This is a genomic window from Pseudomonas sp. S36 (assembly GCF_016647875.1).
GTDB lineage: Bacteria > Pseudomonadota > Gammaproteobacteria > Pseudomonadales > Pseudomonadaceae > Aquipseudomonas > Aquipseudomonas parafulva.
This window is the reverse complement of the sequence record NZ_JACVVG010000005.1, coordinates 82,398-104,691: the sequence shown is the minus strand read 5'-3', so window position 1 is coordinate 104,691 and position 22,294 is coordinate 82,398. Positions and strand designations below refer to the sequence as shown.

General features: G+C 63.1%; 17 protein-coding genes. 10 read left to right on the top strand and 7 right to left on the bottom strand.

The window, feature by feature from the left end; genetic code table 11:
• Nucleotides 1-3: 3 nt before the first annotated feature.
• Nucleotides 4-2,253: an ATP-binding protein gene (locus IAE36_RS04300; protein WP_201210490.1), complete on the bottom strand. Its 2,250-nt coding sequence runs from the start codon at nucleotides 2,251-2,253 to the stop codon at nucleotides 4-6.
• A 281-nt stretch (nucleotides 2,254-2,534) separates the two neighbouring features.
• On the opposite strand from IAE36_RS04300, the gene IAE36_RS04295 reads away from it, so the two are divergent.
• From IAE36_RS04295 to IAE36_RS04270, 6 genes are all read left to right on the top strand, one after another.
• Entirely contained in the window at nucleotides 2,535-3,068 is a 534-nt protein-coding gene (locus IAE36_RS04295) for a Csu type fimbrial protein (RefSeq protein ID WP_201210481.1), read from the top strand.
• An 18-nt stretch (nucleotides 3,069-3,086) separates the two neighbouring features.
• Nucleotides 3,087-3,620: a Csu type fimbrial protein gene (locus tag IAE36_RS04290; RefSeq protein WP_201210479.1), complete on the top strand. Its 534-nt coding sequence runs from the start codon at nucleotides 3,087-3,089 to the stop codon at nucleotides 3,618-3,620.
• Between the two features lie 3 nt (nucleotides 3,621-3,623).
• Nucleotides 3,624-4,127, top strand: coding sequence for a Csu type fimbrial protein (locus tag IAE36_RS04285; protein ID WP_201210477.1), 504 nt, complete (start codon nucleotides 3,624-3,626; stop codon nucleotides 4,125-4,127).
• Between the two features lie 39 nt (nucleotides 4,128-4,166).
• A complete protein-coding gene (locus IAE36_RS04280) occupies nucleotides 4,167-4,937 on the top strand; it encodes a fimbrial biogenesis chaperone (RefSeq protein ID WP_201210476.1) in 771 nt (256 codons plus the stop codon).
• Between the two features lie 108 nt (nucleotides 4,938-5,045).
• Nucleotides 5,046-7,349: a fimbria/pilus outer membrane usher protein gene (locus tag IAE36_RS04275; protein WP_201210474.1), complete on the top strand. Its 2,304-nt coding sequence runs from the start codon at nucleotides 5,046-5,048 to the stop codon at nucleotides 7,347-7,349.
• Nucleotides 7,346-8,314 (top strand): Csu type fimbrial protein, encoded by a 969-nt coding sequence (locus IAE36_RS04270; protein WP_201210472.1) that lies wholly within the window; start codon nucleotides 7,346-7,348, stop codon nucleotides 8,312-8,314. Before IAE36_RS04275 ends, IAE36_RS04270 begins: the two co-directional genes overlap by 4 nt.
• A 3-nt stretch (nucleotides 8,315-8,317) precedes the next feature.
• Here the strand turns inward: IAE36_RS04270 and IAE36_RS04265 are convergent, their stop codons facing one another.
• From IAE36_RS04265 to IAE36_RS04250, 4 genes are all read right to left on the bottom strand, one after another.
• Nucleotides 8,318-9,466 carry a M14 family metallopeptidase gene (locus IAE36_RS04265; RefSeq protein WP_201210470.1) on the bottom strand — a complete coding sequence of 383 codons (1,149 nt, stop codon included), beginning with the start codon at nucleotides 9,464-9,466 and terminating at the stop codon, nucleotides 8,318-8,320.
• 153 nt (nucleotides 9,467-9,619) lie between these two features.
• The gene (locus IAE36_RS04260; RefSeq protein WP_060481192.1) at nucleotides 9,620-10,084 is read right to left on the bottom strand and encodes a nuclear transport factor 2 family protein; all 465 of its coding nucleotides are present in this window, start codon (nucleotides 10,082-10,084) and stop codon (nucleotides 9,620-9,622) included.
• Between the two features lie 151 nt (nucleotides 10,085-10,235).
• Nucleotides 10,236-10,730 carry a DUF934 domain-containing protein gene (locus IAE36_RS04255; protein WP_201210468.1) on the bottom strand — a complete coding sequence of 165 codons (495 nt, stop codon included), beginning with the start codon at nucleotides 10,728-10,730 and terminating at the stop codon, nucleotides 10,236-10,238.
• Nucleotides 10,714-12,366: a nitrite/sulfite reductase gene (locus IAE36_RS04250; protein WP_028634487.1), complete on the bottom strand. Its 1,653-nt coding sequence runs from the start codon at nucleotides 12,364-12,366 to the stop codon at nucleotides 10,714-10,716. The genes IAE36_RS04255 and IAE36_RS04250 overlap by 17 nt, the downstream gene beginning before the upstream one ends.
• A 213-nt stretch (nucleotides 12,367-12,579) precedes the next feature.
• On the opposite strand from IAE36_RS04250, the gene IAE36_RS04245 reads away from it, so the two are divergent.
• Nucleotides 12,580-13,656: an ABC transporter substrate-binding protein gene (locus tag IAE36_RS04245; RefSeq protein ID WP_201210460.1), complete on the top strand. Its 1,077-nt coding sequence runs from the start codon at nucleotides 12,580-12,582 to the stop codon at nucleotides 13,654-13,656.
• A 200-nt stretch (nucleotides 13,657-13,856) separates the two neighbouring features.
• On the opposite strand, the gene IAE36_RS04240 is transcribed toward IAE36_RS04245, so the two are convergent.
• Nucleotides 13,857-14,072, bottom strand: a complete 216-nt coding sequence (locus tag IAE36_RS04240) for a DUF2970 domain-containing protein (RefSeq protein ID WP_060481194.1) — start codon at nucleotides 14,070-14,072, stop codon at nucleotides 13,857-13,859.
• A 60-nt stretch (nucleotides 14,073-14,132) separates the two neighbouring features.
• Entirely contained in the window at nucleotides 14,133-17,840 is a 3,708-nt protein-coding gene (gene metH, locus IAE36_RS04235) for a methionine synthase (protein WP_201210458.1), read from the bottom strand.
• Between the two features lie 172 nt (nucleotides 17,841-18,012).
• Here metH and IAE36_RS04230 point away from each other — a divergent pair, with 172 nt between their 5' ends.
• The 3 genes from IAE36_RS04230 (at nucleotide 18,013) to nfuA (ending at nucleotide 22,097) form a co-directional block, all read left to right on the top strand.
• On the top strand, nucleotides 18,013-20,313 hold the full coding sequence (locus tag IAE36_RS04230) for a fatty acid cis/trans isomerase (protein WP_201210451.1): 2,301 nt from the start codon (nucleotides 18,013-18,015) through the stop codon (nucleotides 20,311-20,313).
• A gap of 106 nt (nucleotides 20,314-20,419) precedes the next feature.
• On the top strand, nucleotides 20,420-21,454 hold the full coding sequence (locus tag IAE36_RS04225; protein WP_201210449.1) for an acyltransferase family protein: 1,035 nt from the start codon (nucleotides 20,420-20,422) through the stop codon (nucleotides 21,452-21,454).
• A 58-nt stretch (nucleotides 21,455-21,512) separates the two neighbouring features.
• On the top strand, nucleotides 21,513-22,097 hold the full coding sequence (gene nfuA / locus IAE36_RS04220; protein WP_028634481.1) for a Fe-S biogenesis protein NfuA: 585 nt from the start codon (nucleotides 21,513-21,515) through the stop codon (nucleotides 22,095-22,097).
• Nucleotides 22,098-22,294: the final 197 nt, after the last annotated feature.

Below are 22,294 nucleotides of genomic sequence, written 5' to 3'. Positions count from 1 at the left end.
ACCTCAGTGTGTCGCGGGGTGGCGCGGTAGAGTGAAATGGAAGCTGGCGCCTTTGTCGATCTGGCCGTCGGCCCAGACGCGCCCGTCGTGGCGTTCGATGATGCGGCGCACGCTTGCCAGGCCGATCCCTGTGCCTTCGAAGTCTTCCATGCGGTGCAGCCGCTGGAACACCCCGAACAGCTTGTTGGCGTACGCCATGTCGAAGCCTACGCCGTTATCACGGATGCACACCTCGACTTCCTCGGCATGCTGCACGGCGAACACCTCGATGCGAGCCGGCGTGCGCCCACGTGTGTATTTGATGGCATTGGCCAACAGGTTGTTCAACGCCAGGTTGATGAAGGCGGGGTCTCCATGAACCTTGGGCAAGGGCGCAATGGTCCAGATGATTTCACGCCCCGCGTAATCCGGCGCGAGTTCAGCACGGATGGCATCGATCAAGGCATTGAGGTCTACATCTGACATGCGCAGCGCTGAGCGGCCCATTTGTGAAAAATGTAGCAAATTGTCGACAAGGCTGCCGGCAAAATGAGCGGCTTCGCCGATATGCTGCAAGAAGCGCTTGCCGCGCTCGCTGAAACCGGGGCCTTCGATTTCGCTGAGCAGTTCGGTGTAGCCGGCAATGTGCCGAAGCGGCGCACGCAGGTCATGGGACACGCTGTAGGAGAACGCTTCCAGCTCCTTGTTGGAGCGGCGCAGTTCGCCTGCCAGCTGGGCCATTTCTTCCGCTTTGCGCAGCACGATGCCCATCACCGCCGTACGCAGTTCGCTGACCCCCTCCACAATCAGTGGGTCCCACGGGGCACAATAGCCGCTCAGTTGTTCCTGCCAGCGCTCGAAGCTGTGCCGCGGGTCCAGGTTACCTTGCGGCCCCACCCGCTTGGTCGGCTGCCCCGCCCATTCAACAGTGCGTACCTGCTCGGGCCGGAACCACAGCAGGTAATGGGAGTGGATCTGCGAGATGGCCACCGCCAGTATGCCGCCCACATGGTTGCCAAGTTCAGGTAGCTCGTCCACGTCCCGGCGCGCATTGTCGGTATGAAAAACGTGATCGCCGGTAAGTCGGGACAACCAGTGCACCAAGGCAGTGACCTGCGACTCGGGTGGTGTCTGGCCGTACAGGTCGCAACGGTCTGCAGAGATCACGGCAGCGCCCTGGGCATCGGCAAACGCCAACAACACCTCGGGCAGTGCGTGCAGCCCTTCGTTGACACTGTCATGGTCAGCCATGGACGAAATCATCCGTACGATGTGCTGGCGCAACCCCAGCAGGCGCTGCGTGTCGGCGTGCGACTCGCGGGATTCAATCTGCAGCGACAGCACGCTGGCCAGCAGTTCGCAGGCGGTGCGGGTACGCAGGTCGACCGCGCGAGGCTGCGCGTTGTGGCAGGAGATCAGCCCCCACAGCTTGCCATCCACCACGATCGACAGCGACATGGAGGCGAGTGTGCCCATGTTGCGCATGTATTGCAGGTGTACCGGCGACACGCTGCGCAGGCTGGCAAAGCTCATGTCCAGCGGTTTGCCGCTAAGCGGGTTGGTGCCCGGCACCAGCGGTGACGGCTGATAGTTGGCATCTTCGATGACGCGGATGCGGTTGACCCGGTACAACTCACGGGCCTGGGCAGGGATGTCGGATGCCGGGAAGCACAAGCCCATGAAGGTGGGATAATCGGGATCGGCAACCTCCGCAAGCACCTGCCCGTTGCCTTCGGCGTCGAAGCGATAGGCCTTCACCCGGCCGAAGCCGGTGACGCGCTTCAGCTGCAGCACCGTCTGGTGCAGCAGTTCGTCCAGGGTGCCAGCCAGGTGCACGGTGCTAATGAAGTTGCGCACCAAAGGGTAATAGTCGCCCTGCGAGGCCAAGTCTGCCGGCAGCCGCGGGGCCTCAAGCTCGACAATCAGCACCTGATCGTGGCGGTGGGCCAGCAAGTGCAATGCCTGGCGGCAGGGAGCGCCTTCGCGAAGTTGCACGTCGCCGATATGAAACGGGAAAACCTCATCTTGCGGAAGCCTGCCTAAATGCGTGCGCAAATCGAAGTCGCCAGTGACGACGTCGTTGAAGGGCGAACCGACCAGCGATGCAGCGGATATGCCCAGCCACTGCTGGGTGTTCTCGCTCGCCTGCAACACCCTCAGGTCATTTTCATCAAGCACAAGCAGAAAACCATGGGGCTGAATGCTGCCGGGAATCTGAATAGGTTCCTGGGCACAGCGCTCCATCGCCTGGTCCAGCGTCAAGTCTGTCGTCATTGATGAAACGCTCCTGTCGATTAGGTCCATGCATGCCGCATGAGTCTGGGCAGGATGATGGTGATACACCCTATCAGAATATCGCTCGGGTTGCCGTTGTTTGCCAATTTTGAGCGCGTCTTCCGCAAAGCGTTCGGCTCAGTGCGTTGGGGGTGTATCGCGCGCCCTATCGCTTTTTTGCTAATACCAAAAAACGGCATCCTCGGCCGTTTGCCCATGCACCTCACTGCTACGCTCAAGACCAGCATGGATCGACAAGGGCCGAACAGGGAGGTTACGCCATGAGCCGCGCTTCGCTGCTGCTGTTGACTTTAGGGCCGCTGCTGGTCCCGGGTGGTGTAGCGCATGGCAGCAGTAGCGGGTTCATCCAGGCACGGCTGGTGATCAGCGCTGCCTGCATGATCAGCAGCGACATGACCATCCCTGCAGCGGTGGTTACCCCTGATCCAGCAGGTTCAGGCGAGCGCCAGCCAGACTGGGCTTCTGCGCTGCGTGGTCTGTTCGGCGATGTCGGGCCGGGCAGCCTGCAGATCAGCTGTACCCCCGAAGTGCGGGCCTTCAATGTGCATATCAATGGCGGCCTGAACGGTGATGATGGCATCCGCCGCCTTAGCAATGGGCGCGAGTTGCTGCCCTACCAACTGGCCGTCGACCCCAGTGGCTACAGCCGCTACGACGTCGGCCAACCACGAGCCTTCACCATCGGCACTACACGGCAGGTACCCATCCCCATCTACGGTGTGCTGGTAGCGCAACCCCATGCGCTGCCGGCCGGGCTCTACCGCGACACCCTGAGAGTGACATTGGACTGGTAGCAACCCAAGGAGACGTCAATGCGAACCCACCTCTCATGCTGCATCCTGGCCGGCCTGGGCCTAGCACTGGCTTCACCCGCGCAGGCCGCGACCACCGCTGGCACCATCAACTCCACGCTGACGCTGATCGCAGCCTGCCAGGTCAATGGCAGCTCGGGCACGTCGGGGTTGAACTTCGGCAGTTTGAACTTCGGCACGCAGGATGCCCTGTTCGGCACCGCCAATGCCCAGGTGCTGGGCGGGGCCGGTGGCGCCCTGAGCGTGCTGTGTTCGGCAGGAACAGTACCGGCCATCCGGGTGCGGGCCGGGGCTCACGACGGCCAGTCCAGCGGTGGCACACGGGCGCTGGCCGACGGTGCTGGCAACTTCGTGCCCTACGACTTCTACACCGATGCCGGGCGCACGCAACTGCTCGCCATCGATGGCACCATTACCCTGCCGACCAGCACCGGGGTGGCGCAGACCGTCAATTTGTATGGCCAGGCACGTGGCAAGGCCGGGCTGCCTGCCGGTGTCTATACCGACACGGTGGCGGTCGAACTGACGTTCTGAACCATGCGCGCAAGGTTTGCGGGGTACTTCGCCGGGGTAGGCCTGTTGCTGGCAGCGCCGCTGGACGCAGCCACGGTCAGCACCTTTACCGTGTCGGCTCAGGTCGTGCCGGGGTGCCTTGTGGTGGGCGGCGCTACCCAGTACGGCATGCTGGATTACGGCAGCCAGTCAGCGCTGTCCACCGCCACGCTCACTGCGGCAATTGGGGGGGCCACCGTCACCCTTCAGTGCACGCCGGGTGTGGCATTGAGCATGAGCCTGGATGGCGGCCAGAACGGCGCAGGCGGCGCGCGCAATCTCAAGCGGGCAGGTGGCGCGCAGTTGCTGAGCTATCAGCTGTACCGGGATGCGGCGTTGGCCCAGGGCCTGGGTATCGGGCAGAGCGTGGGTGTCGCATACAGCGACCCTGCGGCGGTCAAGCTGGCGTTGTACGGGCGGGTGCAATTGCCCGGCAACCTGCCGCCTGGTACCTACTCCGACGTGGTGCAAGTCACTTTCAGCTGGTAGCCAACCCGGTTGCCGCGCGCAGAGTCCAGGGAGGGCTCCATGAAACCAGGCAGAACAGGCAAGTGCTGGTGGCTGATGCTGATGTACTGGGCCAGCTTTCAGGCGTGGGCTGCAACGTCTGTGCTCATCTGGCCCATCGACCCGGTGCTGGAGGCCGGCCAGAAAGCCGGTGCGCTATGGCTGGAAAACCGTGGCACCGTGGCGGCCAACCTGCAGGTGCGCGTGTTCGCCTGGCGTCAGCTGGAGGCCAAGGAGCAGTTCAAGCCCCAGCGCGAGATCATCGGCAGCCCACCAGTTGCCACACTCGCCCCCGGGCAGAAGCAGTTGATCAGGCTGACCCGCACCGGCGCCGCGCCGGCCGGCCAGGAGCAGGCCTACCGCATCGTGATCGACGAAATCCCGCCCGTGATCCCGCTGGACAAGGCCGACGCGGGGACGATGGCGGCGATACGCCTGCAGATGCGCTACTCGGTCCCGTTGTTCGTGTACGGCGAGGGGTTGCGGGGCAAGCCGGACCCTGCCGACCCGCGCGCAGCGCAGGGCGTGGGCACGCCTCAGCTGACCTGGCGCCCGGTAACGGTAGAGGGCAAACCCTATGTGGAGCTGCGCAATGTCGGCCCGGTGCATGCGCGCCTAACCGATGCCGTGCTGCAGCACGGTGCCCAGAGCAGGCCGCTGGCCGATGGGTTGCTGGGGTATGTGCTGCCTGGCGCCACCATGCAGTGGCCGGCCCCTCAGGCACTAGGCGCCGGCAGTGTGCTGAAAGCCCGGGTGAACGGGCAGGGCGACGCCGTTATCAGTCGGCAGTAAGGATGCCGCATTGGCGTGCGGTGCAGGGGCCAGGGAGGGCCCGGCGATGGTGGGGACCCGTGGGTGAAGCGGTGCGCGACAGCCTGCAGTGGGTGCCTGCTGCTGGTCATGGCTGGGCAGCTAACGCCATGGGTGCTGGCGGACGACCTGCCCCCGCCGCCCACCGAACTGTCGGCGGTGGCCGACGCTACCCTTTATCTGGATCTGTTGGTGAATCAGATGCCCAAGGCTGAGCTGGTGCCGGTGCAACAGCGCGCCGGGCAGTTGTACGTGGACAGCGCCGTGTTGCAGGCAGCGGGGTTGAACCTGCCAGGCAGCCCGGTCGGCGAGGTGTCGCTGGACGCGGTTGCGGGCCTTCACAGTGACTATGATACCCAGAACCAGCGCCTGCTTTTGCAGGTGCCGGCCTCGTGGTTGCCTGATCAGCAGGTAGGGGATCGCACCCTGTACCCGCCCAGTGAGGCACGCAGCAGCTTTGGCGCATTGTTCAATTACGACCTGTACCTGAACGACACCGATGATGCGGGCACCTACCTGGCAGCGTGGAACGAACTGCGCGTGTTCGACCGTTGGGGCACGCTGTCGAGCACCGGCCAGTGGCGAAGCGCATTCAACGACAGGGGCCGGCGCAGTTCACGCGAGGGTTTTCTACGCTACGACACCACCTGGCGTTTCACCGATGAGCACCGCCTGCTGACCTACGAAGCGGGGGACCTGATCACCGCGGCACTGCCTTGGAGCAGCTCGGTACGCCTGGGTGGCCTGCAGGTGGCCCGCGACTTTGCAGCACGGCCAGACCTGGTGACCTACCCGCTGCCGGCCTTCGCCGGGGAGGCGGCTGTGCCCACCTCGCTGGAGCTGTTCATCAATGGTTACCGGTCCAGCACTGCGCAATTGCAGCCGGGGCCGTATACCCTGACCAATGTTCCGTTCATCAATGGGGCGGGTGAGGCTGTGGTGGTGACCACCGACGCCCTGGGCCGGCAAGTGTCCACCACGTTGCCGTTCTACGTGACCAGCAGCCTGCTGCAGAAGGGCATGTCGGACTACGCGCTGGCGGCCGGTAGCCTGCGCCGCGACTACGGTGTGCGCGATTTCGGCTATGGCCCGGGCGTGTCATCGGCCAGCCTGCGCCACGGCCTGAGTGACACCTTTACCCTGGAAACCCACGCCGAAGTTGCGCCTTCGCTGACGTTGGGCGGGCTGGGCGGCAACCTGCGCGCGGGCCAGTTCGGCGTTATCAATGGGGCGCTGACGCAAAGCCGTTTCCAGGGCGGCCAAGGGCATCAACTGGCATTGGGTTACCAATACAACAGCCAGCACCTTGGCTTCAGCTACCAACGGCTGCAGCGTCGCGGCGACTATGCCGACCTCACACGCGTCGACAGGCCCGATATGCAACTGAGCCGCAGCAGCGAGCAGCTAACGGTCAGCCTGAACCTGAACGAATACGGCAACGTAGGCGCAGGCTATTTCGATGTGCGCGCCGGCGACGGCACCCGTACCCGTCTGTTCAACCTTAGCTACAGCAGGCCGTTATGGGGCAACAGCAGCCTGTACCTCTCGGCCAACCGTGAACTGAGCAGCAGCCAATGGGCCTTGCAGGCGCAGTGGGTGATTCCGCTTGGCCTCAGCGGTACGTTGGCCATTGGCGTCGAGCGCAGCAGGGAGGGGCAAAGCTTACAGCGCGTCAATTACAGCCACGCCACGCCGTTGGCCACCGGTGTGGGCTACAACCTGGGTTATGCCACGGGCAGTGACCGCCAGGCTTACCGTCAGGCTGACCTGACCTGGCGCCTGCAGGCGGTGCAGATGCAGGCCGGGGTTTACGGCAGCAGCGGCGCGATGACCCGTTGGGCCGACGTCAGCGGGTCGCTGGTATGGATGGGTGAGGGCCTGTTTGCCGCCAACCGCATCGATGATGCTTTTGTGGTGGTGAGCACTGCGGGCTATGCCGACGTACCGGTGCGCTACGAGAACCAGCAGGTGGGGCGCACCAATGCCAACGGCCAGCTTTTAGTGCCTTACAGCAGCGCCTACTACCGCGGCAAATATGAAATCGACCCTATGGACCTGCCGCCCGACGTGCTCGCCACCCAGGTGGAACAGCGGGTGGCCGTACGCCGTGGCAGTGGTTACTTGCTGGAGTTCGAATTGCGTCGGGTGCTGGCGGCAAGTATCGAGCTGGTGGATGCCGGGCAGCGCCACCTGAGCCTGGGCAGCCGTGTCACACACACGCAGACGGGCGCGCAGGCGGTGGTGGGTTGGGACGGGTTGGTGTATCTGGAAAACCTGGCGACCGCCAACCAGTTGCAGGTCGAGGTCGAAGGGGGTGGGCGTTGTAATGTCGAATTCACATTGCCCGACTCTGCGGGTGCCATAGCGCAAGTCGGCCCACTGGTGTGCCGATGAGTGGCCTGCCAGGCCAGGGCTGGGCACTGGTGGCGCTGCTGTGTGCCGGGCCGGCGTGGGCCAAGTGTGCGGCCGTGCCCACCACGCCAGCGCTGTTCGGCACACTCAACTCCACCCAGGTGCGCAGCGCGGTGCAATCGGCCTCCACGCTCAACGCCGGTTTGCAATGCAATGGGACTGTGCTTGGGGTGCTCAGCGCGTCTGACTCCTTCAAATTGACAGTGCAAGCCGCCACAGGCGGTTTGGTGGGCCCCAATGGCGATGTGATTGCCTACACCCTGTACGCCGATGCCACCAGCCGTTACCCGATCACCCGAGGCGTGGCGTTCGAGTACGGGCGGACCGGTATCCTCGAACTACTGGGGCTGCTGGGTGGCGCGCCGAAGGCAGTACCGCTTTACCTGCGTACTCAGCTTGGCAGCAACGTGGCGGCGGGCGTGTATCAGGAAACCCTGACGTTGGGTTGGGCCTGGAATTACTGCGAAGGCATTGGCCTGGCTGGATTATGTATTGGCCGTGATAACAGTGAGGGCGTGCAGGCCCTTACCGTCAGCCTTACCGTAACCAACGATTGCCAGATCACCACGCCCAACATCACCTTTGCCGCTGCACCCGTGGTAACGGCCTTCGGCACGGTGGCCCAAAGCCTCAACGTCTCCTGCACCAAGGGCAGCAGCTACACGGTTGGGCTGGATGACGGGCAAAACGCCACTGGGGGGCGTCGGCGCATGAAGTCCAGCGCCAACAACTACCTGGCCTACGACATCTTCAAAGGCGCAGGCACGGTGCGCTGGGGAGCGGCGGGCAGCGCCAGGCGTGCCAGCGCCGATGCAGACATCAACCCAGGTGCGGGAACCGGCACCGGCAGCCAGGTGTTCAACTACAACGCCAGGGTGTATACCGACCAGGCCACACCCCCGGCCGCGAGCTATTCCGACAGTGTGGTGCTGGACGTTCAGTTCTGAGGCTCAGCGCAAGCGGTCGACCATGTGCGCCAGCGTGTCCAGTACGGCGCTGGCCAGTGCCTTCGACCGGGCGCCCGACCAGCCGGTGACCGCATTGGGTGCGTCGTCATGGTCCTTGAAAGGCATCTCCAAGGTGAGCGACAGGCAGTCGTAGGCCATGCCGACGGCGTTGCAGGCCAGGGTGGTGTTGGCCTGGCCGGGCGCGTCGCGGGTGTAGCCGTGCTGCGTCTGGAAGTCAGCCGTCAGGCTGCACAGGGTGCTGCAGAAGTGCTCTTCAAGCTGGGCGAGGCGTGCAGAGTACCCCGGGTTGCCCTCGCAGGCGGCGGTGAACACGTGGGGGATTTCTTCGTCCCCGTGCACGTCGATGAATGCGTCCACGCCGTATTGCTTCATCTGCGCCTGGGCAAAGAACACTTCAGGCGTGAACTCGATGCTGGCGTCCTGCCAGGCGCGGTTGAGGTCCTTGCCCGGGTAGTTGGTGCGCAGGTGCCCGAGGAAGGCGCCGTCCGGGTTCATGTTGGGGATCAGGTATAGGTCAGCCTTGCCCAGCAACTGCTGAATGGTTTCGTCGTTGGCTTGAAGGCGGTCGATCACGCCTTCCATGAACCACTCTGCCATGTGCTCGCCGGGGTGCTGCTGTGCAATCAGCCACAGCTTGCGCTTGCCCGGTGCGGCATCACCGGCCCGCAGCAGAGGGATATCGCGGCCCTGCACGCTGCGGCCACTGGCCAGCAACTCGACGCCGGGCACCTGGCGGGCACGTTCGATCAACTGGTTGTGGCGGGCGCGTGAGTAGGGCTCGAAATAGGCGAACCACATCTGTGGCTGCTCGGCTGTCACCTCGAACGACAGCGCCGTGCCGTCGAACTGGCTGGGCACCCGGAACCAGGTTTGCTGATCATGGGAGGCCACGGCGTTGTAACCGTGCCAGGCGTTGCGATAGGAGGAGCCGGAGGCGTTTTCCAGGCTGAAACGGTGGGTTTGCCCAGGGGTGAGGCCGCTTGCCTTGAAGTGGAACCACTGGTAGTGGCCACTGTGGGTGTCCGGGCGTATGGCCAGCCTTACATGGGCGGGGTCATTGGCATCGATCACCTGAATGTTGCCGGAATCGAAGTCGCAGTCGATCTGCAGGGGGGACAGCGTCACGGTCATGTGCCGGGCTCCTGTGCGGGCATTGTTGTGGGCCTACTGTACACAACTTGGCGGCTGAACTGCGTGCAGGCAGGGCACCTTGCGCAGCCAGGTTGAAACAGGTGGCCCGCCGGCGTATTCATGCCCCAGCCGCCAAGGCTGCCCGGCCTGGCTTCAAAGCCCCAGTTCAGAGAGGCCGGGGTGGTCATCGGGGCGGCGCCCCAGCGGCCAGTGAAACTTGCGTTCGGTTTCGGCGATGGGGTGCTCGTTGATGCTGGAGTGGCGGTTGTGCATCAGGCCGTCCTCGGCAAACTCCCAGTTTTCGTTGCCGTAGGCACGGAACCACTGGCCGCTGTCATCGCGGTACTCGTAGGCGTAACGCACGGCAATACGGTTGTCGGCGAAGGCCCACAGCTCTTTGATAAGGCGGTAGTCCAGCTCGCGGTTCCACTTGCGGGTAAGGAAGGCTTGTACCTCGGCGCGGCCACGGGGGAACTCGACGCGGTTGCGCCAGACAGTGTCCGGGGTATAGGCCAGGGCGACCTTGGCGGCATCGCGGCTGTTCCAGCCGTCTTCGGCCAGGCGAACTTTCTCGATGGCGCTGTCACGGGTGAACGGGGGCAGGGGTGGGCGGGACATCAGGTAACTCCTCGGCGGGTGACTGTGCAAGAGGAGCGTAGTACGCGGTTGGCGTGAGGAGAATGCTTACCTGCGGGAGTTGATAATTTCGCGTGGTGCAATAGCCAGTTGCGGGCAAGCCCGCCCCCGCAACTGGCTGCAAAGCGAATGATCAGCGACGACGGAACAAGGGCAGGGGCTCGTCGGTGGCGCTTTGGTACGTCACCGAAAAGTCCTTGAGGCTCTGCAGCGCCTCTTCCGGGTTCTTGTCGGCGCGGATGGCAAAGGCGTCGAAACCGCAACGGGCCATGAAGAAGAGCTGGTCGCGCAGTACGTCGCCGATGGCACGCAGTTCACCCTTGAAGCCAAAGCGGTCACGCAGCAGGCGAGCATTGGAATAACTGCGCCCATCGGTGAATGCCGGGAAGTTCAGCGCGATCACCTGGAAGTGCTGCACGTCTTCGCCGATTTCTTCGGCTTCCTCATCGCTGTCCATCCACACACCCAGGCCACCGTCACGGGCCTTGAGGGCATGGGCGTGGTCGCGCCACATCTGCAGGGGCACGATGTAGTCGTCGCAGTTGGTCAGCTCGTCGAACGACGTTTCCTTGGGCAGCAGGTGCCAGGTTTCGTCGACGATCTGGTTGTTCTTAATGATTCGCTGCATACACGCGTTCCTTGAAGGGGTCGATGCCGATGCGCTGGTACGTGTCGATGAAACGCTCGTCTTCGGTGCGTTGCTCGACATACACGGCAATCAGCTTCTCGATCACGTCGGCCATGTCATCCTGTGCGAACGATGGGCCGAGGATCTTGCCCAGGCTGGCGCCGCGTGCAGCATTGCCGCCCAGCGAAACCTGGTAGAACTCCTCGCCCTTCTTGTCCACGCCAAGGATGCCGATGTGGCCGACGTGGTGGTGGCCGCAGGCGTTCATGCAGCCAGAGATGTTCAGGTCGAGTTCGCCGATGTCGAACAGGTAGTCCAGGTCATCGAAGCGGCGCTGGATGGATTCGGCAATCGGGATCGACTTGGCATTGGCCAGCGAGCAGTAGTCGCCGCCTGGGCAGCAGATGATGTCGGTCAGCAGGCCGATGTTCGGGGTGGCGAAGCCCCCTTCACGCAGCTCCTGCCACAGCGCGTGCAACTGGCGCTGCTCGACGTCGGCGAGGATGATGTTCTGCTCGTGGGACGTGCGCAGGAAGCCAAAGCTGTAGCGCTCGGCCAGATCGGCCACGGCATCGAGCTGCTTGTCGGTGAGGTCGCCTGGCGCCACGCCGGTAGGCTTGAGCGAGAGCGTCACCGCCACATAACCCGGGCGCTTGTGGGCGCGGGTATTGCGCGCACGCCAGCGGGCGAAGCCAGGGAAATCGGCATCCAGCGCGGCGTAGTCGACGTTTTCCAGCGCCAGGTAATCAGGGTCGACGAAGTGGCGCGACACGCGCTGCACTTCCGCTTCGGTCAGGGTGCTGCTGCCGCCGCGCAGGTGGGCCATTTCAGCCTCGACCTTCTGGGCGAACACTTCCGGGGTAAGTGCCTTGACCAGGATCTTGATCCGCGCCTTGTACTTGTTGTCACGGCGGCCGTAACGGTTGTACACGCGCAGGATCGCGTCCAGGTAGCTGATCAGGTCCTGCCAGGGCAGGAACTCGTTGATGAACGAGCCCACCACCGGGGTACGGCCAAGCCCACCGCCCACCAGTACCCGGAAGCCCAGCTCGCCGGCTTCGTTGCGCACCGGCTCAAGGCCAATGTCATGCACTTCGATGGCGGCGCGGTCTTGTTGCGAGCCATTGATGGCAATTTTGAACTTGCGCGGCAGGAAGGCGAATTCGGGGTGGAAGGTGGTCCACTGACGCACGATTTCGCACCATGGGCGCGGGTCGATGACCTCGTCTGCGGCCACGCCGGCAAACTGGTCGGTGGTGGTGTTGCGCAGGCAGTTGCCGCTGGTCTGGATGGCGTGCATCTGCACGGTGGCCAGTTCGGCGAGGATGTCGGGGATGTCTTCCAGCGCCGGCCAGTTGTACTGCACGTTCTGGCGGGTGGAAATGTGCGCATAGCCCTTGTCGTAGTCGCGGGCGATCTTGGCCAGGGTGCGAACCTGCCGGGCGTTCAGCTGGCCGTACGGCACGGCGACACGCAGCATCGGCGCGAATCGTTGGATGTAGAGGCCGTTCTGCAGGCGCAGAGGGCGGAATTCTTCTTCGCTCAGCTCACCGGCCAGGTAGCGGCGGGTCTGATCACGGAACTGCTTGACGCGGTCCTCGATGATCCGCTGATCGTACTCGTCGTATACGTACATAAAAGTCCTGTCTCAGGCATGCAGCTATTCGCGCGCACGGCCGCGCACTCCGGTACGGAGCCGGGGAACGATAGCAGGTTGCGGTTATGCGCTAAAGTGATGTTTTAGCATATGAAAAGAACCAAATGGACTATGTGAGACTGACTGCCATTTGTGCCGTCGATAGCCTGGGGGCGTTATAATCCGCAGTTTGCTTTGCAGAGATGTCAGCCCATGTTCAAGGCCCTGTGCCAAAGCCTGTGCCTCGCCCTGCCGCTGACGGCGGGGGCGCAAGCGGCTTCGGTGGTTTTCCTCAACCCTGGGTTGTCGAACGAAACCTTCTGGACCAGTTATACCCGCTTCATGCAGGCAGCCGCGGACGAGCTGGGCATGGACCTGCGCGTCGAGTACAGCGAGCGCCGCGCCGACGTGGTGATGAAACAGGCTCGCGCGGCCCTGGATGGGCCGCAGCGGCCCGACTACCTGGTGCTGGTCAACGAGCAGTACGTCGCCCCGGAAATCATGCGCCTTTCGCAGGGTACCGGGGTCAAGCTGCTGCTGGTCAACAATGGCCTTACGGCTGGCCAGGCGCGCCGGGTAGCCGCCCAACCCGACAAATACGCCATGCCCCTGGGTACGCTGACCACCAACGATGAGCAGGCGGGTTTCCAGATGCTCCACGAGATGGTGGCGCAGCTGCCCAAGGGTGAAGGCACGGTGGACCTGCTTGCCTTTTCTGGCGTAAAGACCACCCCCGCCTCGCAACGGCGTGAAGACGGCATGCGCCGGGCATTGGCGGATTTTCCGCAGGTGCGCCTGCGCCAGGTGGTGTATGGCGGCTGGAGCCGCGAGCGTGCCTATGAACAGGCGCAGCTGCTGCTGCAGCGTTACCCCGACACCCGCCTGGTGTGGTCGGCAAACGACGAAATGGCTTTTGGGGCCATGCAAGCGTTCGAAGAGGCTGGGCGCAAGCCTGGGCGTGACGTGGTGTTCAGTGCGGTGAACAGTTCGTCCGAGGCCTTGCGTGCGCGCATTGACGGGCGTTTGAGCGTGCTGATGGGTGGGCACTTCACCCTCGGAGGGTGGGCCATGGTGATGCTGCACGATGATGCCAGGGGGCTGGCGTTTGCCCGCGACGGTGGTGGCGATTATAGCCTGCCCGTGCTGCAAAGCATTGACCAGGCGAAGGCCAGGCGTTGGCTCAAGCGCCTGGAGCTTGCCGATTACGGTGTGGATTTCAAGGCCTACAGCGCAGTGGGTCACCCGCCCAGCTATCGCTATCCGTTTCTCACGTCACCGGTCGAGTACTGAAAGCCCCTGCTTGAGGGAAGGGCATTGCTGGTCTTAACTGCTGGTGGTGAAGTGCATTCCCATAACCACTACAAGAGGCGATGCAATGGCCAACTCAACCAAGGCGCGCAAACCCGATAGCAGCGTGGATGCCTGGGCAATCCTCTGCCTGATCCTGCTGGTGGTCGTCACCGCGGTGTACTGGGTCAGCCACCAGTAAGCTAGCGTGCCAGGTGCAGGGCCAACTGCACCAGCCCGATCAAAACCGCCACGAAGGCCAGGGTGAACAGCACACCCAGCACAATGAAGTGGCTGGCCTTGCCGTGGGTGAAATCTCGCGCGCGGTTCTTGCCACTTTGCACGCCGAACGCGGCAGCAAGAATGCTCTGCAACATTTGCCACAGGGTTGGGGGTTTGCCTTGGCGATCATCGTCCATGGTGGCTCCTGGTTGCCTCACCGGGGATACCCGTAGGAGCGGGCATCGCCCGCTGCCACATCAGATATCGTAGCCCAGGTTGGGCGCAAGCCAGCGCTCGCTTACCGCCATGTCCTGGCCTTTGCGGGCGCTGTAGCTTTCTATCTGGTCCTTGTCGACCTTGCCGACCGCGAAGTATTGGGCCTGCGGGTGGGCAAAGTACCAGCCGCTCACGGCGGCGGCCGGGAACATCGCAAAGTGCTCCGTGAGGAACACGCCGCTCGGGCCGGTTTCACCGATGGCGCTGCCATCAAGCAGGTGGAACAGCGTCTGCTTCTCGGTGTGGTCCGGGCAGGCAGGGTAGCCTGGCGCCGGGCGAATACCCCGGTACTGCTCCTTGATCAGCGCCTCGTTGTCCAGTTGCTCGTCGCAGGCATAGCCCCAGTACTCTTTGCGTACCTGTTCATGCAACCACTCGGCACAGGCCTCGGCCAAGCGGTCGGCCAGCGCCTTGACCATGATCGAGCTGTAATCGTCGCCTTTATCCTGGTAGGCCTTGGCCACTTCCTCTGCACCAATGCCCGCCGTGGTGATGAAACCGCCCACATAGTCGGTCACACCGCTTGCCTTGGGCGCCACGAAGTCTGCCAGTGACCAGTTCGGTTTGCCGTCGGGCTTGATGGTTTGCTGGCGCAGGTGGTGCAGGGTGGCCAGAGGCTGGCCATCTTCGCCATACACCTCGATGTCATCGTCGGCCACCTGGTTGGCCGGCCAGAAGCCGAACACGGCCCGGGCGCTGATGAGTTTCTCGTCGATCAGTTTGTCGAGCATCTGCCGGGCATCGTCGTACAGCGCGGTGGCGGCTTCGCCCACCACCTCATCGGTGAGAATGCGCGGGAACTTGCCTGCCAGGTCCCAGGAAATGAAGAACGGCGTCCAGTCGATGTACTCGGCCAGGGTGCGCAGGTCGATGTCCTGCAGCACCTTAACGCCCGTGAACGAAGGCACTGCAGGCTGGTAGCCCGCCCAGTCATACTGAGGCTTGGCGGCAACGGCCCGGGTGTAGCTCAGGCGCTCGGTGCGGGCGCTGCGGTTGGCGGTGCGCTCGCGCACCTCCTGATAGTCCTGGCGGGTGCGTTCCACGAAGCCTGCTTTCAGCTCCTTGGACAACAGTTGGGTCGCCACGCCCACCGCACGCGAGGCATCGGTTACGTAGATGACGGCATCGTTGCTGTATTTGGGCTCGATCTTCACCGCCGTGTGAGCCTTGGAGGTCGTTGCGCCGCCGATCATCAGCGGCAGCTCGAAGCCCTGGCGTTGCATTTCACGGGCCACGTGCACCATCTCGTCCAGCGACGGGGTGATCAGGCCAGACAGGCCGATGATGTCGCACTTCTGCTCCCGCGCGGTCTGCAGAATCTTCTCGGCAGGCACCATCACCCCAAGGTCGACGATGTCATAGCCGTTGCAGCCCAGTACCACGCCGACGATGTTCTTGCCGATATCGTGTACGTCACCCTTTACCGTGGCCATCAGGATCTTGCCCTTGGCTTCAGGCTTGTCGCCCTTTTCCGCTTCGATGAAGGGGATCAGGTGCGCCACGGCCTGCTTCATCACCCGGGCCGATTTCACCACCTGTGGCAGGAACATCTTGCCGGCACCGAACAGGTCGCCGACCACGTTCATGCCGTTCATCAGGGGGCCTTCGATCACTTCGATCGGGCGTGCGCATTGCTGGCGGCAGGCTTCGGTGTCTTCGACGATGAACGCAGTGATGCCCTTGACCAGCGCGTGCTCAAGGCGTTTTTCAACCGGCAGCGAGCGCCACTCTTCGTTCTCCACTTCCTTGGTGGCGCCGCCGCCCTTGTAGTCGTCGGCAATCGCCAGCAACGCATCGGTGCCATGGGGTGTGCGGTTGAGTACCACGTCCTCGACCTTTTCGCGCAACTGCGGCGGGATCTCGTCGTAGATTTCCAGCTGGCCGGCGTTGACGATACCCATGGTCAGGCCGTTCTGGATCGCGTGGAAGAGGAACACCGAATGGATCGCCTCGCGCACCGGGTTGTTGCCACGGAACGAGAACGACACGTTGGACACACCGCCCGAACTGAGGGCATGGGGCAGGTGGTCGCGGATGTAGGCACACGCTTCGATGAAGTCGACCGCGTAGTTGTTGTGCTCCTCGATACCCGTGGCCACCGCGAAGATGTTCGGGTCGAAGATGATGTCTTCAGGCGGGAAGCCCACTTCATTTACCAGGATGTCGTAGCTGCGCTTGCAGATTTCCTGCTTGCGCGCAGCGGTATCGGCCTGGCCCACTTCGTCGAAGGCCATCACCACCACCGCTGCGCCGTAGCGCTTGCACAGGCGGGCGTGATGCTTGAACTGCTCCACGCCTTCCTTCATCGAGATGGAGTTGACGATGCCCTTGCCCTGAATGCACTTGAGGCCCGCTTCGATCACCTCCCACTTGGAGGAGTCGATCATGATCGGCACACGGGAAATGTCCGGCTCACCGGCGATCAGGTTGAGGAAGCGCACCATGGCGGCCTGGGAGTCGAGCATCCCTTCGTCCATGTTGATGTCGATCACCTGGGCGCCGGCTTCCACCTGCTGCAGCGCCACTTCCAGCGCCTCGGTGTAGTTCTCTTCGCGGATCAGCCTGGCGAACTTGGCGGAACCGGTAATGTTGGTGCGTTCACCCACGTTGACGAACAGCGACTGGCGGTCAATGGTGAACGGCTCCAGCCCCGACAGCCTGCAGGCTTTGGGGATGTCCGGGATCGCTCGCGGCGGGTACTTGGCTACCGCTTGCGCAATGGCCTGGATATGGCCTGGCGTGGTGCCGCAGCAGCCGCCGATGATGTTCAGGAAGCCACTGGCGGCAAACTCCTCGACCACGGCAGCCATCTCGGCAGGGGTTTCATCGTACTCACCGAACGCATTGGGCAGGCCGGCGTTGGGGTGCGCCGAGACATGGGTGTCGGCCTTGCTCGACAGCTCTTCCAGGTAGGGGCGAAGGTCCTTGGCGCCGAGCGCGCAATTCAGGCCTACCGAAATCGGCTTGGCGTGGCGTACCGAGTTCCAGAACGCCTCGGTGGTCTGCCCGGACAGGGTACGGCCAGAGGCATCGGTGATGGTGCCCGAGATCATGATGGGCAGTTCGACGCCATCGTCTTCGAACACCTGCTGCACGGCGAAAATCGCCGCCTTGGCGTTCAGCGTGTCGAAAATGGTTTCGATCAGCAGCAGGTCGGCGCCGCCCTCGATCAGGCCGCGGGTCGCTTCGACGTAGTTCTCTACCAGCGCGTCGAAGGTGACGTTCCGGTAGCCCGGGTCATTGACGTCGGGGGAAATGGAGCAGGTGCGGCTGGTGGGGCCCAGCACCCCGGCCACGAAGCGCGGCTTGTGGGGGGTTTCCAGGGTTTTGGCGTCGGCCACCTGGCGCGCGATGCGGGCGCCTTCGACGTTCAGTTCGTAGACCAGCGCTTCCATGCCATAATCGGCCTGGGAAATCTGGGTGGCGTTGAAGGTGTTGGTTTCGAGGATGTCCGCGCCGGCATCCAGGTAGGCTTTTTCGATGGCGGCAATCACGTCCGGCCGGCTGAGCAGCAGCAGGTCGTTGTTGCCTTTGACGTCGCTTGGCCAGTCGGCGAAGCGTGTGCCACGATAGTCGTCTTCCTCCAGGCGGTAGCTTTGAATCATAGTGCCCATGCCGCCGTCGAGAATCAGGATGCGCTCTTTAAGTGCTTGGTGGAGTGCTTGGAGACGAGCGCTGCGGTCGGACATATGAACTACCTGGTCGGGCGAATATCAGAAGGTGGCGAATCATAACAAAGCTGCGCGGATTTTAGGCGTATCGCCCATTTGCATGAAAACTGCTCATGTTGCCGGCCGGCATGCACCACCGCTTTACCAGGCAACACTCGTGATGGCTTTCAAGAACCAGGACTCTGCGCACATGCTGCATCGTATTCTTGCCGGTATCTTCGCCCTGCTGATCAGCAGCGCGGTGTTCGGGCAAGCGCCCCAATCCAGCCCGGCTATTTCCTACACCCGGGACATCCAGCCGATCTTCACCGAGAAGTGCGTGGCCTGCCATGCGTGCAACGACGCGGCCTGCCAGCTCAAGCTGGAAAGTGCCGAGGGCGCTGTGCGCGGCGCTACCAAGGTGCCTGTGTACCAGGGAGAGCGGGCCGAGGCGGTACCGACCACGCGCTTGTTCTACGACGCCCACAGCGAAGCAGAATGGCGCAAGAAAGGTTTCTACTCGGTGCTCGACAACCAGGGCAGCCAGGCCGCGCTGATGGCGCGCATGCTCGAACTCGGCCACAAGACCCCGCTCACCCCCAACGCCAAGGTGCCGGACGAGATCGTGCTGGGGCTGAACCGCAACAACATGTGCCCGCTGCCTCAGGAGTTCGACGCCTATGCCGGCGCCCACCCCAGGGAAGGCATGCCGCTGGCCGTTACCGGGCTGACCGACAAGGAATACGACACCATGCGCCGCTGGCTGGCCGCCGGTGCGCCGGTGGAGTACCAGGCCATCAAGCCCAGTGCTGCCGAAGCCAGCCAGATTACGCAATGGGAAGAGCTGCTCAACCGCCCAGGGTCCACCGAGGCGCTGGTGGGGCGCTGGCTGTACGAGCACCTGTTCCTTGCCCATATCTACTTCGTTGGGGGTGAGCAGGGCCACTTCTTCCAGTGGGTACGCTCGCGCACCCCGAGCGGCCAGCCGGTGGACATCATCGCCACCCGCCGCCCCAATGATCCGCCTGGCACCGACTTCTATTACCGCCTGATCCCGGTGCAGGGCGTGATCGTGCACAAGACCCACATCACCTACCCGATGGGGCCGCAGAAGCTCAAGCGGGTGAAACAGCTCTTCTACGCAGGTGACTGGCACGCCACCGCCTTGCCTGGCTACGGGCCGCGCCACCGCGCCAACCCGTTCGAAACCTTCGAGGCGATCCCGGCGGTGGCGCGCTACCAGTTCATGCTCGATAACGCTGAGTACTTCGTGCGCACGTTCATCCGCGGCCCTGTGTGCCGTGGCCAGATCGCCACCGACGTGATCCGTGACAACTTCTGGGCGCTGTTCCAGGAGCCGGCCTTCGACCGTTACGTTACCGATGCAACCTACCGGGGCGAGGCCACGCCACTGCTGGCCATGCCTGGGCAGAATGACGATGTAGGCAACGTACTGAGCCTGTGGCGCGCCTACCGTGACAAGCGCAACGATTACGAGAAACTGCGCCGGGAAGCCTACGCGCAGATGCCCGCGCCGGGCTGGGCGACCCTGTGGGCGGGCAACGACAACGCCTTGTTGAGCATTTTCCGTCATTTCGACAGTGCCTCGGTGACCAAGGGCCTGGTGGGCGATGTGCCGCTCACCGTGTGGCTGTTCGATTACCCGTTGCTGGAACGCACGTACTACCAGCTGGCGGTGAACTTCGATGTGTTCGGCAACCTGTCGCACCAGCTGCAGACGCGGCTGTACTTCGACCTGATCCGCAATGGCGCCGAGGTCAACTTCCTGCGCCTGATGCCGGCCAGCCAGCGTCAGGACATCCTCAGCGACTGGTACCAGAACAGCGGCAAGGTGAAGATGTGGCTCGACTATGAAGACATCGACACGGATACCCCGAGCGGTATCGTGCTGGATCCGCGCGACCCCAAGCGTGACTTTGGCCTCAAGCTGCTGCAGCGCACTGGCAGCCTCAACGTGGCACCCGACCCGATCAACCGCTGCCAGGGTGCGTACTGCTCACGGCCGCAGATGACCGAAGAGTTCCGTAATGTGGAGCAGTCCCTCAGCCGCCTAGTCTCCCGGCCAGCGGCAGGGCTGAAGGTGATCAAGCAGTTGCCCGAGGCGACCATGCTGCGCATCGAAGGGCAGGGCGGGCAGCGCCAGGTGTACAGCTTGTTGCGCAACCGCGCGCACACCAACGTCGCCTTCCTGCTGGGTGAGGCTTATCGCTACGAGCCAGGCCTCGATACCCTGACCTTGTACCCCGGGGTGCTCAGCAGCTACCCCAACTTCATCTTCAACATTCCCAGCAGTGATGTAGCGGAATTCGTCGAAGACATGGAAGACGCCAGGGATGACCCGGCCAGGTTCGAGCGCATCGTCATGCGCTGGGGCGTGCGCCGTAGCCACCCGCAGTTCTGGTTCTACTTCCATGACCTGAACAGCTTCATCAAGGAAACCGAACCGGTCGAAGCCGGGGTGCTGGACATGAACCGCTACGAGAACCTCTGATCGGGGCCGCTGACCTTTCTGGCCACCCTGCGGTCCCAAACGGTGGGTGGTATCGGCGCCACGCTGCAGCCGATACCTCAATGCACCGGTTATCGCAGGGTACTCCATGCTGTATTCGCTTCAGGCACTTCGGGCATTCGCTGCCTGGGTGGTGGTATGTCACCATTTCATGCAGATCTTCTTCGATTTCAAGGCCAGTGGGCCGGTCGGCCAGTTGCTGGCTGACCGCGGCGCCGTGGGCGTGGACATCTTCTTCGTCATCAGCGGCCTGGTCATCTACCTGTCAACCCGGGATAAAACCGTAGCGCCGCGCGAGTTCCTGCTTAACCGAATACTGCGCATCGTGCCCGCCTACTGGTTCTACACGGCGCTGATGGCCGCACTGCTGCTGGCGTTCAGCCAATGGATGCCGCACCAGGAGTTCAGCTGGCATCACCTGCTGCTGTCGATGCTGTTCATACCGGCAGAGAACCCCGGCGGGTATGGCTTGTACCCGACACTTAACGTGGGGTGGACGCTGAACTTCGAGATGCTGTTCTACCTGTTGTTCGGCCTGGCCTTTTTCGTGCGCCAGCGGCACCACCTGTTGCTGGTCACTGCGGTATTGCTGCTGGTCAGCGAAGTGCTGGGCCGGATGGGCGTGCTGAGCCGCTTCTACAACAATGACATCATCTATGAGTTCCTGCTGGGCATCGGCCTGGGGGTGATGTACCGCCGGGGGCTGATCCGCCAGGGCCGCTGGCTGCCTCTGGTGCTGTTGACGGCTGCAGTACTCGCCATCTACCACCTGGATGCGTCCCAGCGCCTGTTGCATTGGGGCATACCCAGCGCGCTCATCGTGCTCGCCTTCATCGCGCTGGAGCCGCTGTTTGCGGGCAATCGCGTGCTCAAGGCGCTGGGTGACTGCTCGTATTCCGTGTACCTGATCCATGTGCTGGTGCTCTATGCCGGGTGGTTCGCCAGCCAGCGGCTCCAGCTCAACCCTTACCTGGTATTTGCCCTGTGCGTGCCTTCCATCGCGCTGCTGTCGTGGTTCAGTTACCAATGGCTGGAACGCGGTCTGTACCGGCGCATGCGTGCGTGGTTGGCCGCACCGCAGGAGGCGGGCCAGGCCTACGCCCTTTCCCGAGTCAAATACTAGGACTTTGTTAGAGGGCCGGCTTGGCGTACACTTGGCCGCAAGTCTGTGAGGAACCTACATGAGCGCTATAACCATTACCGACGCCGCCCATGACTACCTGGCCGATCTGCTCTCCAAGCAGAATACGCCTGGCATCGGCATCCGCGTTTTCATCACTCAGCCGGGCACCCAGTACGCAGAGACGTGCATTGCCTACTGCAAGCCGGGCGAAGAAAAGCCTGATGACACTGCCGTGGGCCTGAAAAGCTTCACGGCGTACCTGGATGCGGTAAGCGTGCCGTTTCTGGAAGATGCGTTGGTGGACTACGCCACCGACCGCATGGGTGGCCAGCTGACCATCAAGGCGCCTAACGCCAAGGTGCCGATGGTGAACGAAGACAGCCCGATCAACGAGCGCATCAACTACTACCTGCAGACCGAGATCAACCCCGGTCTTGCCAGCCACGGCGGCCAGGTCAGCCTGGTGGATGTGGTTGACGACGGTATCGCTGTACTGCAGTTCGGCGGCGGCTGCCAGGGCTGTGGCCAAGCCGATGTGACCTTGAAGGACGGCATCGAGCGTACGTTGCTGGAGCGCGTACCCGAGCTCAAAGGCGTGCGCGACGTGACCGACCACAGCCAGAAAGAGAACGCCTACTACTGACGTCGTCAGCGTCAAAGGTTGGCCTGACACATGTGCTTAGCAACAAAGTGTTACGGTTTCAACCCCTGCGACAACAGGCCGCAGCCCGTATTCAAAGGGCTGCGCGCCGTTCCTGCCTGGCCTGGGTAGAACACCCCCAGGGGGCATGCCAGAATGCCCCGGTTTTTGGCTGGCCCGTCCCGAGGGCCGGCACCTTC